The following is a 16,281-nucleotide window of genomic DNA, read 5'->3' on the forward strand; positions in this document are numbered from 1 at the left end:
TATGCATGTTATTTATGATAGCAATTCTCTAAGCACCCAAAGACTGACACTCCCGCCGTTCACCGGGAATACGGCCTCGCCAGTATCATTAGTCGTAATAATAGCCTGGTGGTTATCCAGATAATCAGCAAACTCTTTATTTTGTAAACCTTCTCCAAGTGAGATTGTTTTTTCATTCTCAGAACCATTAGAAAGAATGACTACGCAGCCGGGATCTTCTTCCGTACCTGCGCGAACAAAAGCGATACAGTTTTTGTCATCAAAATAGTCACTCTGTGCACCATGGGCAAAACGTTGTCGGGCTTGAATCAGTTTTTCCAATTCAGGGATAACCGGCATTTCTATCTGATAAGTCTCTCCATCATCCCCAGTATCTTCATAGTTAGCACCAAACAAGTCGGGATAAAAGACACATGGGATTCCCTGCTCACGAATTAAAATCAATGCATAGGCTAAAGGCTTAAACCAAGGCTCAACGGGTGCTTCCAAGGATTGAAGTGGTTGAGTATCATGGTTGGCGACCAACGTTATTGTATGCATCGGATCGACTTCAATTAACGAACCATTGAAGATTTGGGTCAGATCAAAATCTTCACCTTGTTTTGAGGCCGCATGAAATTTATGGTGTAGCGCAACATCAAATAGCATTGCAGAACCTTCAATCCGCTCTAAATACAGCTGTAACTTTTCAATATCCGGCGACCAGTATTCAGCGATAATCAGTAAATCATGCTCCGCTTTATTCTGTACATGGCCGATCCATTCTTTAAAGAACCACGCGGGAATATGCTTCACTGCATCCAGCCGGAAACCATCAATTGGCAGAGTTTCGAGCAACCATTCGCCCCAATACTTTAGCTCCCCCATGACTGCGGGATTTCTGAAGTCAATATCCGCTCCCATTAGGTAATCAAAATTACCTAATTCATCGTCCACTTCGGTATTCCAACCCTCATCGCTGTAGTCATTTAAAATCTTGAAAATTCCTTCATCAGTGGGGTCTTCAATATAATCAACACCAGTAAAACACTGTTTATCCCAGATGAATGATGAATAAGCCTCATGGCGGCCAGGAAATGTAAAACGGGTATAAGCTTGCGCATCGATAACTTCATCGTCAATTTCGGTACGATTTTCAGGATTCGCTTTACGGACACTTACTGGCTCTTTTTCATCAGCGCCCATTTTGTGATTGAATACAACGTCAAAAAGTACCTTGATATCCATTTCCTTCAATCGGTTAATCGCATTCAACAGCCCATCTTTATCACCATACTTTGTTGCCTGAGTCCCCTTTTGATCGAATTCACCTAGGTCAAACAAGTCATAGGTATCATAACCTACTGAGTATCCCCCTGAGGCCCCTTTATTGGCAGGAGGCAGCCAGACAACATTAATGCCAATATTGTGAATATGTTCTGCCCGCTCAGAGACTTCCTGCCATAACTTGCTACCATCGGGGTAGTACCAATGGAAAAACTGGAAAATCGTCGGATTTTTCATAGGCTTGATGATTCCATTTTACTGTATACCCCATAGTATGGCCCACTTTATAAAGATTAGGCTGGCAATAAAGTAATAGACTGTGTATTCCTTTTAATCTGCGTTAACTTTTAATTGGTCAGTCTGTATTAAATAGGGGCTTTAAATGAATATAGTGGATATTCCATTTGGTATCACCGATTGGTCAGCAGTAGATAAAACCGAACATCAAGGAGAGAAAGGTGTTGCTTACTGGCAGACCAGGAACTTTGGCAATATTAGAGTTCGTATGGTTGAATACAGTGAAGGATACCTAGCAGACCATTGGTGTTCCAAAGGGCATATTTTACTCTGTCTCGAAGGGGAATTAAGCACTGAATTGGATGATGGCCGCGTTTTTGTATTAAAGGCAGGGATGAGTTATCAGGTTGCTGATCATGCTGAAGCACACCGTTCATCAACAACCTCAGGTGCCAGACTTTTTATTGTCGATTGATATTCAGTCTCTTAGAAGAGTTGATTTCACATCTATATCAGCTAGCAGCCAATCCTTGACTGTTAGCTGAGAGAAGATTTTGTTATCGCCCTTCCGGTAATGAGTCAATCGGATTATCCGGATATAAGGCCCGGACTCGACGTCTGACGATTTCAACCTGAAATGCAGCCATTACAGCAATCATTATCAGAATCTCACCAAACCCGCCTTGTTCCGTTGGTTGATTATAAAGATACTGCAGTGTGCCAATAATCCATTTAGACCCAACGAGCAGCAGGAATAAAGTCATGGTCAGAGGTGTTCCTTTACAGAAAATAAGCCCATCAGGTTCACGCCAGATCTCGATGAGGCGACCTTGTAAAACACCGATGATAATACTAAACAGGACACCACTACCTAAAACTACCCAGGAAGTCATTGTAGTTGGCATATATGTACCACCCACTACCAGACCGACCATCCCGTAAACCCAGGCCCATTTAAAACGAGCAGGGCCTAATAAGACCTCGTGACTGACCGACTGACGGTATAACGCAAAAAGTGTTAGCACCAGAATAATCAGTATTTGTACGGGAGTCATCGCTATCTCCTTCGAGAGAAGCAGCTAGTCAGGGATAAAGCACTACTCTCTGGCATATAACAGACTACTCCGGCAGTATATGCGTGCTTTATCAGTCTTTGAGAACGCCAAACAGAAAACTATCTTTTCAGAACGGTTAACAATAATTCGCTAACGCGAGCTGTACAAAGTTTAGTCTATTTATCGATAAAGAGCACAATCCTAATTGCATTAACTCTATCTGAGCCTTACTTCAAATACTTTTAACTATCGGAACAATATTATCCCTCCATGGAATATTGCTAAACAAAGATAACATTCTGAGATCTTGCTCACTTTTCTAATCGCATCTTATTAATGCTAAACTGCCCAAGCTTTTTATTGAACAATAAGAAGTCTATTTATAAGGAAAAATAGATGACACAGAATATTTATGATAATCAGGCTTTTTTTTCAGGTTATGCCAAACTTAGCCGTTCAGTTGATGGTTTGGATGGAGCGCCAGAGTGGCCGGCAATTCGCCAAATCTTACCGCCCCTATCTGGGCGAAAAGTACTAGATCTGGGATGTGGCTATGGCTGGTTTTGCCGTTATGCAAAATCGCAAGGCGCAACTGACATTTTGGGAGTAGATATTTCGGAGAAAATGTTAAACCGAGCTAAAGAAATGACCACTGACAAAGATATTGTTTATCGTCAGGAGGATTTGGAAAATACTCAGTTACCACAGCAGTTTTACCATTTAGTTTATAGTTCGCTAATGTTGCATTATATAGAATCACTACCAGCCCTACTAGAAGCGGTTTATAACACTTTGTTACCCGGTGGCAGTTTTATTTTTACTGCAGAACACCCTATCTATACCTCCCCCAAACAGCCAGGTTGGTTAATTGCAGATGATGGACAGAAATCATGGCCAATAAATAGTTATCAAGCTGAAGGTGAACGGATAACAAACTGGCTAGCCGAGGGAGTCATCAAACAGCATCGAACGCTAGGAACCTATATTAATCTTTTGATTAAGCAAGGATTTACGATTACACACTTAAATGAGTGGGGACCAACAGCACAGCAAATTGCTGATTATCCGGCATTGGATGAAGAAAAAGAGCGCCCAATGATATTTTTGCTCTCCGTTAAAAAACCCGAATAAGAACCAGCCCGCCCTTCACGACCTATTTCTAGAAACATCCATTCTTGGGGAGGCTAACTCCCCGGATACTGTGCACCCAATTTGCGCCCAAATAGTGCCAACGCCCTAATTAGGGGCATTCATTTATTGAGAAAAAATAAATTATGCTATTTTTCAATTGATTATATTTGGCGCAGATATTGCTTCATTAAGTGTGATGATGCTAAAGGGGGCAAATATGAAATCAATGTCGGGATACTACTTACAATATACAGCGTTTCTACTAGTGATTGCTGGGGCCATTCATTTTGTTTTTCAATAAGCACTAAAAAGAGTCGAGCGAATGCACGGCTCTTTCTCGCCATTCAAGACGTCATATTTTTTTATAGGGCCGATATTTTATTGTGAAAAGGGGTCTTTGAAAGGCAATATCGACAAAATATGTCCGTGCAGTGGCAACATCTAAAACAACCTTCCATAATCTTATGTATCAGCCTGATGGCTGAATCTAGCTTTGGGAGTAAAACATCATGAAACGTAGAATACCGGAGACAGCTTGGTGTCTCATGACAATCATCGCTTACCTTGCTCTGGTGAGTGTATATACCATCGAAAACGCGGCTATACGTGGATTTTTCGGATGACTTGCAATAGTGCAATACCACACCACAAGTTTATGAAGTTAGAAATGGAAGAAACTCCGCCAAGGAAGGCATACTCCCTCGAAGAAAACCAGAAAGCAGGATTTAGGTCATTGCTAATTCAGAGCCGTGATTCGATACAAATAGCAGAAAAAAACCAGCAGAAATAAAATAATTATGTGTTAATAACAATAAATCAAGCTATTCAGCTTTAATAGTAAAATAATAGATAACTTATAGTGCTGTGATTTAATGCATACTAGGAGATATGTTCATCCTCGCCAAATAATATAAATAAACGAACCTAATAAATAGATGCGATATTTAATAATGGTGTCCAGAACATATCCTATGGAATAGATTTAAAACCAGAGGTTAATTCTAACTAATTGATTCTGTTGGTGGGTCGTGCAGGGTTCGAACCTGCGACCAATTGATTAAGAGTCAACTGCTCTACCAACTGAGCTAACGACCCAACGGCGATAATTATTCTCCTGTTAGCCTTGGCTGTCAAACACTTCGTCGGATTTTTCTTTTTATACTGCGCTGTATTTACCGCTGCGGATTAATTATGCATCTGGCACTAGCGATTATTGTTAGTTATGTAACTTCATGTTGTAATTCTACGCGCTGTGATGAACTTAACAAATTTCAGTGTGTGAAATATAAACACTGGAAAACGAGGCGCGTTGTGTAATTATTGTTGCGAAGATATTAAATAATTCGCAAATTGTACTTAAAGCATACAAAAAATCTAACAGACAGACAGACAGACAGGTTAAGACCAAAGAGCCAGCATAGAGCTCAACAACTTCACAAATACAGGAAGAGGGAATGGGAAAGATGGTAGACCAATCCAAGATAGTGGCAGAACCGCTGCCGGAACCTGAAGAGCACCTTCAACGAAGTCTCTCCAACCGCCATATTCAGTTAATTGCTATTGGCGGTGCCATAGGTACCGGTTTGTTTATGGGTTCGGGTAAAACCATCAGCCTTGCCGGGCCGTCGATCATCTTCGTCTATATGATAATCGGCTTTATGTTGTTTTTCGTGATGCGTGCAATGGGTGAATTGCTGCTCTCGAATCTAAAATATAAGTCATTCAGTGATTTTGCCGCGGATTTACTTGGCCCTTGGGCCGGTTTTTTCACTGGCTGGACTTACTGGTTTTGTTGGGTCATCACCGGCATCGCTGATGTTGTCGCCATCACCGCTTATGCGCAATTCTGGTTCCCCGGGTTCTCCCAATGGGTCGCCTCATTGTTAGTGGTTTTACTGTTGCTCTCACTGAATTTGGCAACCGTAAAAATGTTTGGTGAGATGGAGTTTTGGTTCGCCATGATTAAAATCGTGGCAATCGTGGCGCTAATCTTTGCTGGCCTGACTATGGTGTTGATGAGCTATCAGTCCCCTTCGGGCACCACGGCGTCATTTACTCACTTATGGAATGACGGTGGGATGTTCCCGAAAGGAATCAGTGGCTTCTTCGCCGGTTTCCAAATAGCAGTCTTTGCCTTTGTTGGTATTGAGTTAGTCGGGACCACCGCGGCAGAAACCAAAGATCCTGAAGTGGTATTACCGCGCGCGATTAACTCCATTCCTATCCGCATAATCATGTTCTATGTTTTCTCATTGATTATGATTATGTCAGTGACCCCGTGGAGTTCCGTGGTTGCCGATAAGAGCCCCTTTGTTGAGTTATTCGTTCTGGTCGGGCTACCCGCTGCCGCCAGTGTGATTAACTTTGTGGTATTGACCTCTGCGGCCTCTTCAGCCAATAGCGGCGTGTTCTCCACCAGCCGCATGTTGTTCGGTTTGGCGAAAGAAGGCGATGCGCCAAAGCAATTTGGCAAATTATCACGTCGCTCTGTTCCCGCTTCCGGCCTGACATTCTCCTGTATTTGTCTGCTCGGCGGCGTGGTACTTATCTACTTGATTCCAAACGTCATGACCGTGTTTACGTTGGTCACTACCGTGTCAGCAATTTTGTTTATGTTCGTCTGGACCATTATTCTGTGCTCTTATTTGGTGTACCGCAAAAGACGCCCAGCACTGCATAAGAAATCCATCTACAAAATGCCAGCCGGTATCTTTATGTCTTGGGTATGTATGGCGTTCTTCGCCTTTGTGTTGGTGCTGTTAACGCTGGAAAGTGATACCCGTCAGGCGCTGATAGTGACGCCGCTGTGGTTTGTCATTTTGACCATCGGTTATATCACATTGAAAAAACGCAGAGCCCGCCTGTACGACAGCAAGATCACTAAATTGTAATCATCACTGCCTAGCCCGGCGTCAGTACTTTTCTGACGCCGGTGCTAACCCTTAACCCCATCACGCCAGACAATCCCCCAAGCTAAAGAGTGGCTGTTACCCACTTTATCCCGTGGCAATAGAGAAAAGACATTGCAAACCCCGGTGACTACCATCATTGGCTATGATTCGGTTTTTTATAATGCCTTACTCAGACTATGGGGCGGTTATTGCTTCACGTAACCGGCGCGGAGTTAAACCAAAATGCTGCTGAAAACGCGAGGTAAAACGAGACGGCGAGATATAACCGTGCTGTGCCGCAATCTCCCCTATCGACAGTGATGTGGTTTGCAGTGCATGCAACGCGCAGCCCATGCGAACTTCCTCCAGAATCCCCCTGAACTGCCGCTCTTCTTGCATCAGCTTGCGCCGCAAAGTGGAGTCTCCCATATGCAGCGCTTGCGCGACATCACTCACACTCCAGTCACGGGCCGGATCGAGCAAGAAAATTTGTTGCACCTGTTCAGCCAGTTTATCTCGGCGATCGATCAATAATGGCCCTGCTTGCCCAGCCAGATGGAGGGCCAATAAAACCCCCATGGCAGAGTGCTGTAACAGTACATTGGGTGCCTGACTTTTTAGGTTGAGCAATAAAGATTCCCATGCTCGATGGGTATCGGCATCCAGAGGAACACATAAAGAAGCGCTGGTTACCGGTGTGACGGCCTGCGCGCCGTACCATTGACGAAACTGGCGCAGTAACTCTGGTGGCAGATAAACCATATCCGAACAGTAATGGCCCCGATCGGGGGTATTGGCGATACTGACTTCCGCACCAGCAGGGAACAAAATAAGTGTTGATTGCCCGGCGTTGGCGGCCTGTGCTCCCCATTGCACCAATTTACTGCCTTGGCGAACATGACACAGCGCTGGCGCAAATACCGTCACCCGATGCAACGTGTGTGCACGGCGGGCAACAATCTCAGCACTGGAGATGGTCATCTGGCGGTGGCTTATCTGCTGCATACGTTTTACTCTTGGATTAGAGGCTAACGGCCATAGGTCGTGACCAGTTCCGCTTTCGAAATGACGTTGCTGTTAAGCATAAAGCCCACCAATGCGCCGCTAGCATCACTGTTCAATGGCAATTTGTCTGTTTTCAATGCCCAGACGGTGAACTGGTAACGGTGGGGCTTATCTCCTGCTGGCGGGCAAGCACCACCAAATCCGGCATAGCCGAAGTCATTGCGCCCCTGCACGGCACCTTGGGGTAAGCTGCCGGTCGCCTCATTATCGCTGCGCTGCCCTGCATTGGTTGCCAATTCATGGACATTGGCCGGAATATTCACCACCGTCCAATGCCACCAGCCGCTACCTGTTGGCGCGTCAGGATCATAAGCCGTGATAGCAAAGCTTTTCGTCCCTGCGGGAGCACCCTGCCATGAAAGCTGTGGCGATTGATTCTCACCCGCGCAGCCAAATCCGTTAAAAACCTGCTGATTTTGCAGCGGTTTCCCGGCTGGCATATCCCGGCTTTTCACGCTAAAAGTGTGCGCCTGAGCTGATAATGAAACCGCAATGATAGCCAAAGACAGTGCTATTTTTTTCATGTTCGTTCTCCTGTGAGGTAAGTTGCCAGCTTACGCAAACAGGCTCTGTCACATTGTGCCATAACGCTCTTATATTATGCCAAAAAGCTCAATATAGAGCGTTAGCGATCTTTTTATTCGGCGGAATTATTCAATATGTAGCTGCCCCCCCTGCCAAGACATCTGCATCACTGCGGATGTGGCGGTGCCGCCGGTGGTTTCGCCACCAACCAAAATCAATTTATCACCATCTTGAATAGAAACACCGTAACCCAGTGGTTGAGGTAATTTGCCAGCCAACTGCCACTGGTTATTCACTCGGGCATAAATCGGCTGCTTCCACTGTTTTTTCAGCCCTTTGTGAGCATATAACTGACCGGCATTAAACTGCTGCCAGGCTCCGGGGAAGTTAGCGCCCCCCGCCACCAGCAGCACATTATTGCTGCTGCCGGAAAATGCCCCGGCCAATCCTTCTTGAACGACACCTTTTTCAGCACTCATTAAATCTGGCTGTTGTTGCCATGCCAGTTCGCCCCCCTGCTTTTTCCCTTGCCATACCGCAGCGGTTCGTAACCCGGGCTTAATTTCACCATTTATTAATATCAAGTTGTCATTCATAACAGTGATTGCCGATCCTGCCGTGCCTAAAAATGGTACCTGACCGCCGCTCTTCCATTGATTTTTGCTCGGTTCATAAATTAGGACATCGCGGTTATAAAAATAGTCGGCTGGAGCTTGCTCAAAATAGGCATCAATAACCGCATTTTTTTGTGTTTCATTACTCCCCGCAGCAGCAAGATCCGCGAAGTAACCGTCAAAAATGGCTTTGTTTACCCCACCCAATAATAGCGCTTGGGATCCATCTAATGTGGTCGCGGCAGTTCCTACCAAACCACGGGGTGCGCGGGTGGCCAATTGTTGCCATTGATTGGTTTGCGGATCAAATCGATAGACATCATTGAGCGCCTGCACCTGAGTATCACTGGCGCTATTTTTACCCACACCGCCAAAGACATACAGCTTTCCATCCAGTGTTACCGCTACCGCCTGCTCGCGCGGTTGACCGGGGAAATCTGCTATTTTTTGCCAGCCACCACTGGCGTTATCTGTATCAAGGCGAAACCACGACTGACCGGCACTGCCCAAGCCAACATATAAATTGTTAGCTATCCGCGCACCGGTACCATACTTAAAGGGGACTGGCACATCGGGATAACGTTCAGCATTGGCATAAGGTAAAGAGAGCGAGAGCATCAGCGTCAAGGCGCTAAACAAGACTATTTTGCTACTCACGGGTTTCTTATATTGATGATATATCTGAGTCATTCGCGGTGTTCCTCATTAATCAATAGTTTTGGCGCTGTGTGTTGGGGATAGTAAAAATAAAACTCCATATTTAAAAGCAAAATGGAGTTTAACTACCATTGAAATTATAATCCGTACTCAGCACTGTCAATGCGAATGACATATAACTGTGATAAATACCCCAGAGGTCAGATTTTGGCGAGATAGCCCGATGATTAACCGGCCACAACCGCTGGCGGGAAGATGTCGGGTTATTGTCTGGTTACTGTCGTGGTGGTGTAGCCTGCTTGCGCATAGGGTTATTGGTGACCTTCTAACCCCAGGAGAACTTAAGATGAACCTTTACCGTATTCGTGAATTACGCCAAGCCCGGGCTTGGTCACAAGAACAACTGGCGGAGCTTTGCAGCCTTAACGTGCGCACCATCCAACGTATTGAGAATGGCGAACAGGCCAGCCTCGAAACCTTAGGGGCGATTGCCGCTGTAATGGATCTGAAAGTCAGCGAGCTTTACTCCTCCGACGCCAGCCAGCAGCAAGATGCCCCGGCCAATGCGGTTGACCAACGTGTGCTGGATGCCCGCAATGCGGTTGAAAATGAAATGGCTTTTATGCGCCAATTATTGCGGGCAGTGATCCTGTGCGGCGTATTGTTGGCGATTAACTGGTTTACCTCACCCAGCTATATGTGGGCATGGTGGGTGGTGCTAGGGTTCAGTATTGTATTGGGCTTGCGAGCGATAAACACTTTCGTGTTGGGTAACTGGCTGGAACGCTGGCAGCAAAAACGGCTACAAAAGAAGTTACGCGATCTGTCATAACAACTAAAAAGTCTGGGTAACCAAGTTGTTACCCCCAACGCTATATACCTTCCGTGCGGTCAATCTTGCAGCTTGGTGGTATTGGCGTATTGTTAGTAAGTATCATAACTAGCGGCTATGAATACATCATCAGCATCATTCAATATCAGTATTATTCAATAACCTTGATTGGAGCGAAGCGAGATGGCGAAAATTTTAGTGCTTTATTATTCCATGTATGGACATATCGAGACACTTGCTGGCGCGATAGCCGAAGGTGCCCAAAAGGTCAGCGGTGTCGAAGTGACTGTCAAGCGAGTGCCGGAAACTATGCCTGCCGATGCTTTCGCCAAAGCTGGCGGCAAAACTGACCAAAAAGCACCGGTGGCCACCCCACAAGAACTGGCTGATTACGACGGCATTATTTTCGGTACACCCACCCGCTTTGGCAATATGGCTGGGCAGATGCGGACTTTCCTCGATCAAACCGGCGGTTTGTGGGCATCTGGTGCACTGTACGGCAAAGTCGCCAGTGTATTCTCCTCAACCGGTACTGGCGGTGGACAAGAACATACCATTACCTCCACCTGGACCACCTTGGCACACCACGGCTTTATCATTGTTCCGATTGGTTATGGTGCTAAAGAGTTGTTTGATGTTTCACAAACTCGTGGTGGGACGCCCTATGGCGCAACGACGATTGCCGGTGGCGATGGCTCCCGTCAGCCAAGTGCTGAAGAGCTGGCGATAGCCCGTTTCCAAGGTGAGCATGTGGCGAAGATTACCGCCAAACTGAAAAGTTAAGTTGCTATTAAAAATGAAAGCACCGCATAAAAGCGGTGCTGGATTTCAAACATAACACATTAAGCTTCCAGCAACCCTTGCGCCAGATAGTGGTTGGCGTCACTCACTCCCGGTAATACAAAGAAGTATCCCCCGCCAATCGGTTTCACATACTCTTCCAGCGCTTCACCATTTAACCGTTTTTGCACGGTGAGAAAGGCTTTTTCCAAATCAGACTGGTAGCAGACAAATAATAGCCCCATATCCAATTGCCCTGAATTTGAAACCCCTAATGAGTAACTGTAACCACGACGCAGCATCAAATTATTCTGAGTTTCAACGGTACGCGGATTCGCCAGGCGGATATGAGCATCCAACTTGATGACTTTGCCATCAGGATCTTGGGTGTAATCGGGCTCATCATGTTCATGAACCCTGCCCAAAGGTGCGCCGCTGTGCTTATCACGGCCAAAAATAGTTTGCTGTTCTTGCAGTGGTGTTCGGTCCCAAAACTCCACTTTAAAGCGGATAATCCGCGCGGCCTGATAGCTCCCTCCCACAGCCCAAGCAGGTTCGCCGACATTATCCTGCACCCAGACCACCTGATTGATTAGTGGTTTATCACTGGTTTTCGGGTTGGCAGTGCCGTCTTTGAAACCCAGCAAGTTAATCGGCGTCTCTTTACCTTGGCTGCGAGCAGAATGCGCAGAGATAAACCCCTCGCGCTTCCAACGAACACTGAGCAGATCCGGTGAGTGCTTAATAATATCCCGCAGCGCATGAATCACGGTTTCATTGGTATTGGCGCAAATTTGCAGCAAAATATCGCCGTGGCACAAGCCCGCATCCAGTGAGTCATTTGGGAAACGGGTCATGCGCTGAAGCCGCAAAGGTTTATGCTGCTGCAAGCCAAAACGCTCATCAAACAGCGAGTCACCGACCGACACTGTGATAGTCAGATTATCCGGATAGATTTCCGGCCCCATAATGCCTGAATCCAGTGGCGGTAACTTGGCATTCACTGAGGGTGCATGCCCGCCGGTGGTCAGAAAGGCAATGCGCTCGGTTAACAACTTGAATAACCGGCTCAATGCCGCTTTATCTGTTGCCAGCACATCAAACGCCACCAGCATCATCGCGGCCTGCTGTGGCGTGAGTACCCCAGATTGATGTTGACCATAAAACGGCTGTTTCTGCCAGCGCTCATCTTGAGCAGGAGCCGCCTCGGGGGCTGGGCAATCCGCAGCACGCGCGACTTTTGCCCCACCGAGGGCCAGTGCGCCACTCATCATCCCCATACCAAGCAACAAACGCCGACGGGACGGCAAAGCCGCCCCGTTATCATGCTGATACGGCCCTAATTGCGGGCCGGTTTTCTTACTCATCTTAATGCCTCAATCAAGACCTAATACGCCACGGAGCTGAGCAAGGTCTTCCGCCAGAGCCGTAATCGGCCCTTTCATTGCAGTGCGGTCGGCATCGGTTAACTTCTCGTATGACTCATAGCCATCTTTGGTACGATATTTCGCCAAAATGCTATCAACAGTCTTGAAGTTAGCATCAATTTTTTCCAGCAACGGTTTATCGGCTTTTTCCAGCAATGGACGTAGCAGATTAACAATTTTCTGCGCGCCATCGACGTTAGCCTGGAAATCCCATAAGTCAGTGCGGCTGTAGCGATCTTCTTCACCACTGATTTTACTGGCGGCGACTTCTTCAATCAGACCTGCTGCACCGCCCACCACTTTGCTTGGCGCAAAGGTTAGGCCGCTAATCCGTTTTTGCAATTCCTGCGTGTCTTGATACAGCGTATCGGCAAATTTATCCGCGCCTTTGGTGGTGTTATCACCAAATAAGATTTTCTCTAAACGGTGGAAACCGGTGAATTTCGGGTCCGCCGCTTTATGTTCAAAATCATCTTCACGGGCATCGATACTGCCATCTAAATCAGAGAACAACTCGGCAATAGGCTCAATGCGCTCATAATGTTGGCGGGTTGGCGCATAAAGCTGGCGTGCCAAGGCCAAATCACCTTTTTTTACCGCGTCAGTAAAGGCTTTGGTTTGCGCCACTAACTGAGCAACTTCCTGTGTTACATAGACTTTGTATTCGGCAATTGGCCCCACCAGCGCCATGGCATCTGGTTTTACTGCTGCGTTGGAATCTGCTGCTGCAGTGACCGTCAATTTGCCTTTCGGATTGCTCAGCAAACCACAGGTCATATCGTACTCACCCGGTTCCAAATTGGCGGTCATCTTCTGCGTAAAGCCAGGGGCGATATTTTCACGTTCTTCAACTACCATCACCCCTTTCAGAATCTCCCACTCCAAGCCTTTCTGGCTCGCATTGTGGACAATAAACTGAGTTTTACCGGCAGGGATGGACAGCGCCATTGGCTCACACTGTTTATCATTAACCGTTATTTTAACTTGTGGAATATCAGCTGCCTGCGCGCTGATAGCAAAAGCAGGCAGTGCCAATAAAGCGGCGTGTAAGGCTGTGCGACGGAAGAACCGGTTAGACATGTAATAAATCCCTGAATTATTGGTTAGTTTTCCGCGCAGCAGGTACGGTTGAGGCCGCCGTGGTGCGTGGTGGAAGGAAGAAGAGAATCAATGCCGGAATTAGGTAGATAAAGTAGACAGCAACCTCACTGATGGTCGGTGCTTCCTGATAGCCAAACATGCCCTCAAGGAAGGTGCCAAGTAATGAATGTGTTGACAGGACATTGGTCAGATCAAAAGCGATGTCCTGGAAATGGTTCCACAGACCGGCTTCATGGAAGGCTCTTATCGCCCCGGCAGCAAGACCGGCGGCCACAAACAGAATAAACAGGCTGGTCCATTTAAAGAATTTAGCCAGATGTAACTTAACACCGCCCCAGTAGATAGCCATGCCAACTAAAATGGCGCAGGTTAAGCCTAATATTGCACCAATAGGTGCACCAATGCCGACATCTTGCTGGAACGCCGCCAATAAGAAAAAGACCGACTCAAGGCCTTCACGAGCCACCGCGAAGAATACCATTGCCACTAATGCCCATCCCTGACTGCGGCCCGAATTTAGTGCGCTATCAATCGCCCCTTCGAGATGAACTTTGACTGACTTGGATACTTTGCGCATCCAGAAAACCATATAGGTTAATATGCAAACTGCCACCACCGCGATAATCCCTTCGAACAGCTCTTGCTGTTTTTGCGGGAACTCACCCGTGGTCTCATTAATAAAAATACCTATCGCCAGACAAAGTGCTGCGGCGGTAATAACCCCCACCCATACTGCTCCCATCCATTGACCGCGTTGAGTACGTTTAAGATAACTGGCGATCAGGCTAACAATCAGCGCAGCCTCTAGCCCTTCACGAAACATAATAAGAAATGGGACAAACATGCTAAACACCCCTGATGGGTATGGCTATGGGTAGCGATCTATGATTATAGACAGTGTCAGTAAACGTAAAGAAAAGTAAAACGATAGTGATTATCATTCTGGCAAAAAGAAATTCAAGAGGCTGAATAAGAATATTGTTAAACAAACTGTGGCAAGTTGTTTCTGATGGGTTAAATAATAAATAAATTCATTAGGATACAAATTAATGCTGCGATTTGTTCTGTGTAAGATTTATTGCAAAAAAAAGCTCCCTATCTGGTAGGGAGCTTTTATCAGCGAGTGATTAGAGTGGCTAAGCACCACCGACACACTGGCAACGGGCAAAATGACCGCGATATTAAATGGTTTTAAACTCGGCTTCCGCGTTACGGAAACGTTCAGTAATTGCATTGCTCGGCGTGCGGCCTAGCAAGCTCACCACCACAATGGCGATACTGGCGAACAAGAAGCCCGGGATGATTTCATAGAGATCCAACCAAGCATATTGCTTCCAGACAATGACGGTAATCGCACCAATTAGCATCCCCGCCAATGCGCCATTGCGCGTCATTCGTGGCCACATCACTGAAATCAGAACCACAGGGCCAAATGCCGCACCGAAACCAGCCCAAGCATAGCTCACTAAGCCAAGCACGCGGTTGTCTGGGTCCGCCGCCAAGGCGATAGCAATCAGAGCCACCAGCAACACCATGGCGCGCCCTACCCACACCAACTCCTTCTGGCTGGCTTTTTTACGCAAGAATGCTTTGTACAGGTCTTCCGTCAATGCACTGGAACACACCAGTAACTGGCAGCTTAATGTGCTCATTACTGCCGCCAAAATAGCAGACAATAGAATGCCGGCAATCCACGGATTGAACAGCAACTTGGCTAGCTCGATAAACACTCGCTCGCCATTTTGAGTCACACTTCCCGCTTGCTCTGGATGGTTCTCGAAATAAGCGATGCCAAAGAAGCCTACCGCGATAGTCCCTGCCAGACACAAGATCATCCAAGTCATGCTGATACGGCGAGCACTACGGATAGTACGATGAGAATCTGCCGCCATAAAACGCGCCAGAATATGTGGCTGACCAAAATAGCCCAAGCCCCAACCCAGCAAAGAGAGAATTGCGACCAGATTCAGTCCTTTGAACATATCAATATTGGCCGGGTTTTTCGCCGCAATCACCATCATTGAAGTATCGATGCCCCCGACCGCCAGAATGACGATAATCGGAGTTAGAATCAGGGCAAAAATCATCAGAGTTGCCTGAACGGTGTCAGTCCAACTAACGGCCAGGAAACCCCCAATAAAGGTATATGCGATGGTCGCCGCAGCACCGGCCCACAGAGCAGTGCCATAACTCATGCCAAAGGTGCTTTCGAACAGTCGTGCTCCGGCAACAATCCCTGAAGCACAATAAATAGTGAAGAAAACCAAGATAACAACCGCAGATATCACCCGCAGCAATTTACTGTTGTCTTCAAAGCGGCTGGTGAAATAATCCGGCAGTGTCAGAGCATTATTATTCGCTTCGGTATGCACTCGCAAACGACCGGCAACTAACTTCCAGTTAAGGTAAGCACCAATAGTCAAACCAATCGCAATCCAGCTCTCAGAGATGCCTGAAAGAAAAATCGCCCCCGGCAACCCCATCAGTAGCCAACCACTCATATCAGAAGCGCCAGCAGACAATGCGGTCACCACACTGCCTAGACTTCGCCCACCCAAAATATAGTCATCAAAGTTATTGGTCGCCCGGTAGGCCATAAGGCCGATAAGTATCATCCCAAAAATGTAAACTAAAAAAGTCACCAACATCGGTGTGTTCATGGTCATGCAACGTCTCCATAGTGCGTATTATCGTTTTAAT

At 46.7% G+C, this 16,281-nt stretch carries 14 protein-coding genes and 1 tRNA gene; 5 read left to right on the forward strand and 10 right to left on the reverse strand.

Annotated elements, in window-relative coordinates:
• Positions 1-12: 12 nt before the first annotated feature.
• Positions 13-1,503 (reverse strand): alpha-amylase, encoded by a 1,491-nt coding sequence (gene amyA / locus N0H69_RS16055; RefSeq protein WP_050146342.1) that lies wholly within the window; start codon positions 1,501-1,503, stop codon positions 13-15.
• A gap of 145 nt (positions 1,504-1,648) precedes the next feature.
• On the opposite strand from amyA, the gene N0H69_RS16060 reads away from it, so the two are divergent.
• Positions 1,649-1,978, forward strand: a complete 330-nt coding sequence (locus N0H69_RS16060; protein WP_050151289.1) for a DHCW motif cupin fold protein — start codon at positions 1,649-1,651, stop codon at positions 1,976-1,978.
• An 82-nt stretch (positions 1,979-2,060) separates the two neighbouring features.
• On the opposite strand, the gene N0H69_RS16065 is transcribed toward N0H69_RS16060, so the two are convergent.
• Positions 2,061-2,558 (reverse strand): hypothetical protein, encoded by a 498-nt coding sequence (locus tag N0H69_RS16065; protein ID WP_050107491.1) that lies wholly within the window; start codon positions 2,556-2,558, stop codon positions 2,061-2,063.
• Between the two features lie 396 nt (positions 2,559-2,954).
• Here N0H69_RS16065 and N0H69_RS16070 point away from each other — a divergent pair, with 396 nt between their 5' ends.
• The gene (locus N0H69_RS16070; RefSeq protein WP_050151290.1) at positions 2,955-3,689 is read left to right on the forward strand and encodes a class I SAM-dependent methyltransferase; all 735 of its coding nucleotides are present in this window, start codon (positions 2,955-2,957) and stop codon (positions 3,687-3,689) included.
• A gap of 1,019 nt (positions 3,690-4,708) precedes the next feature.
• Here the strand turns inward: N0H69_RS16070 and N0H69_RS16075 are convergent.
• Positions 4,709-4,784, reverse strand: a tRNA-Lys gene (locus N0H69_RS16075).
• Positions 4,785-5,152: 368 nt separating this feature from the next.
• Between N0H69_RS16075 and cycA the strand changes: the two genes are divergently transcribed.
• On the forward strand, positions 5,153-6,580 hold the full coding sequence (gene cycA / locus N0H69_RS16080; protein ID WP_179210562.1) for a D-serine/D-alanine/glycine transporter: 1,428 nt from the start codon (positions 5,153-5,155) through the stop codon (positions 6,578-6,580).
• 195 nt (positions 6,581-6,775) lie between these two features.
• On the opposite strand, the gene N0H69_RS16085 is transcribed toward cycA, so the two are convergent.
• The 3 genes from N0H69_RS16085 to N0H69_RS16095 form a co-directional block, all read right to left on the reverse strand.
• Positions 6,776-7,585: a helix-turn-helix transcriptional regulator gene (locus tag N0H69_RS16085; RefSeq protein ID WP_050151292.1), complete on the reverse strand. Its 810-nt coding sequence runs from the start codon at positions 7,583-7,585 to the stop codon at positions 6,776-6,778.
• A gap of 23 nt (positions 7,586-7,608) precedes the next feature.
• Positions 7,609-8,169 (reverse strand): kinase inhibitor, encoded by a 561-nt coding sequence (locus tag N0H69_RS16090; protein WP_050106642.1) that lies wholly within the window; start codon positions 8,167-8,169, stop codon positions 7,609-7,611.
• A 126-nt stretch (positions 8,170-8,295) separates the two neighbouring features.
• On the reverse strand, positions 8,296-9,474 hold the full coding sequence (locus N0H69_RS16095; protein ID WP_050151294.1) for an N-acetylneuraminate epimerase: 1,179 nt from the start codon (positions 9,472-9,474) through the stop codon (positions 8,296-8,298).
• Positions 9,475-9,787: 313 nt separating this feature from the next.
• On the opposite strand from N0H69_RS16095, the gene N0H69_RS16100 reads away from it, so the two are divergent.
• The gene (locus N0H69_RS16100) at positions 9,788-10,273 is read left to right on the forward strand and encodes a helix-turn-helix domain-containing protein (protein ID WP_050121969.1); all 486 of its coding nucleotides are present in this window, start codon (positions 9,788-9,790) and stop codon (positions 10,271-10,273) included.
• Between the two features lie 183 nt (positions 10,274-10,456).
• Positions 10,457-11,056 carry an NAD(P)H:quinone oxidoreductase gene (wrbA, locus tag N0H69_RS16105; RefSeq protein ID WP_050106645.1) on the forward strand — a complete coding sequence of 200 codons (600 nt, stop codon included), beginning with the start codon at positions 10,457-10,459 and terminating at the stop codon, positions 11,054-11,056.
• A gap of 59 nt (positions 11,057-11,115) precedes the next feature.
• Here the strand turns inward: wrbA and efeB are convergent, their stop codons facing one another.
• The 4 genes from efeB to putP all read right to left on the reverse strand — a co-directional run bounded on the left by efeB (position 11,116) and on the right by putP (position 16,247).
• Entirely contained in the window at positions 11,116-12,420 is a 1,305-nt protein-coding gene (gene efeB / locus N0H69_RS16110) for an iron uptake transporter deferrochelatase/peroxidase subunit (RefSeq protein WP_050151295.1), read from the reverse strand.
• Between the two features lie 9 nt (positions 12,421-12,429).
• Positions 12,430-13,560, reverse strand: a complete 1,131-nt coding sequence (gene efeO / locus N0H69_RS16115) for an iron uptake system protein EfeO (protein ID WP_050106647.1) — start codon at positions 13,558-13,560, stop codon at positions 12,430-12,432.
• Positions 13,561-13,576: 16 nt separating this feature from the next.
• Positions 13,577-14,425 (reverse strand): iron uptake transporter permease EfeU, encoded by an 849-nt coding sequence (gene efeU / locus N0H69_RS16120; protein ID WP_050106648.1) that lies wholly within the window; start codon positions 14,423-14,425, stop codon positions 13,577-13,579.
• Between the two features lie 337 nt (positions 14,426-14,762).
• Positions 14,763-16,247 carry a sodium/proline symporter PutP gene (gene putP, locus N0H69_RS16125; protein ID WP_050151297.1) on the reverse strand — a complete coding sequence of 495 codons (1,485 nt, stop codon included), beginning with the start codon at positions 16,245-16,247 and terminating at the stop codon, positions 14,763-14,765.
• Positions 16,248-16,281 lie beyond the last annotated feature (34 nt).

It is taken from the genome of Yersinia alsatica, assembly GCF_025133195.1.
GTDB classification, from domain to species: domain Bacteria; phylum Pseudomonadota; class Gammaproteobacteria; order Enterobacterales; family Enterobacteriaceae; genus Yersinia; species Yersinia alsatica.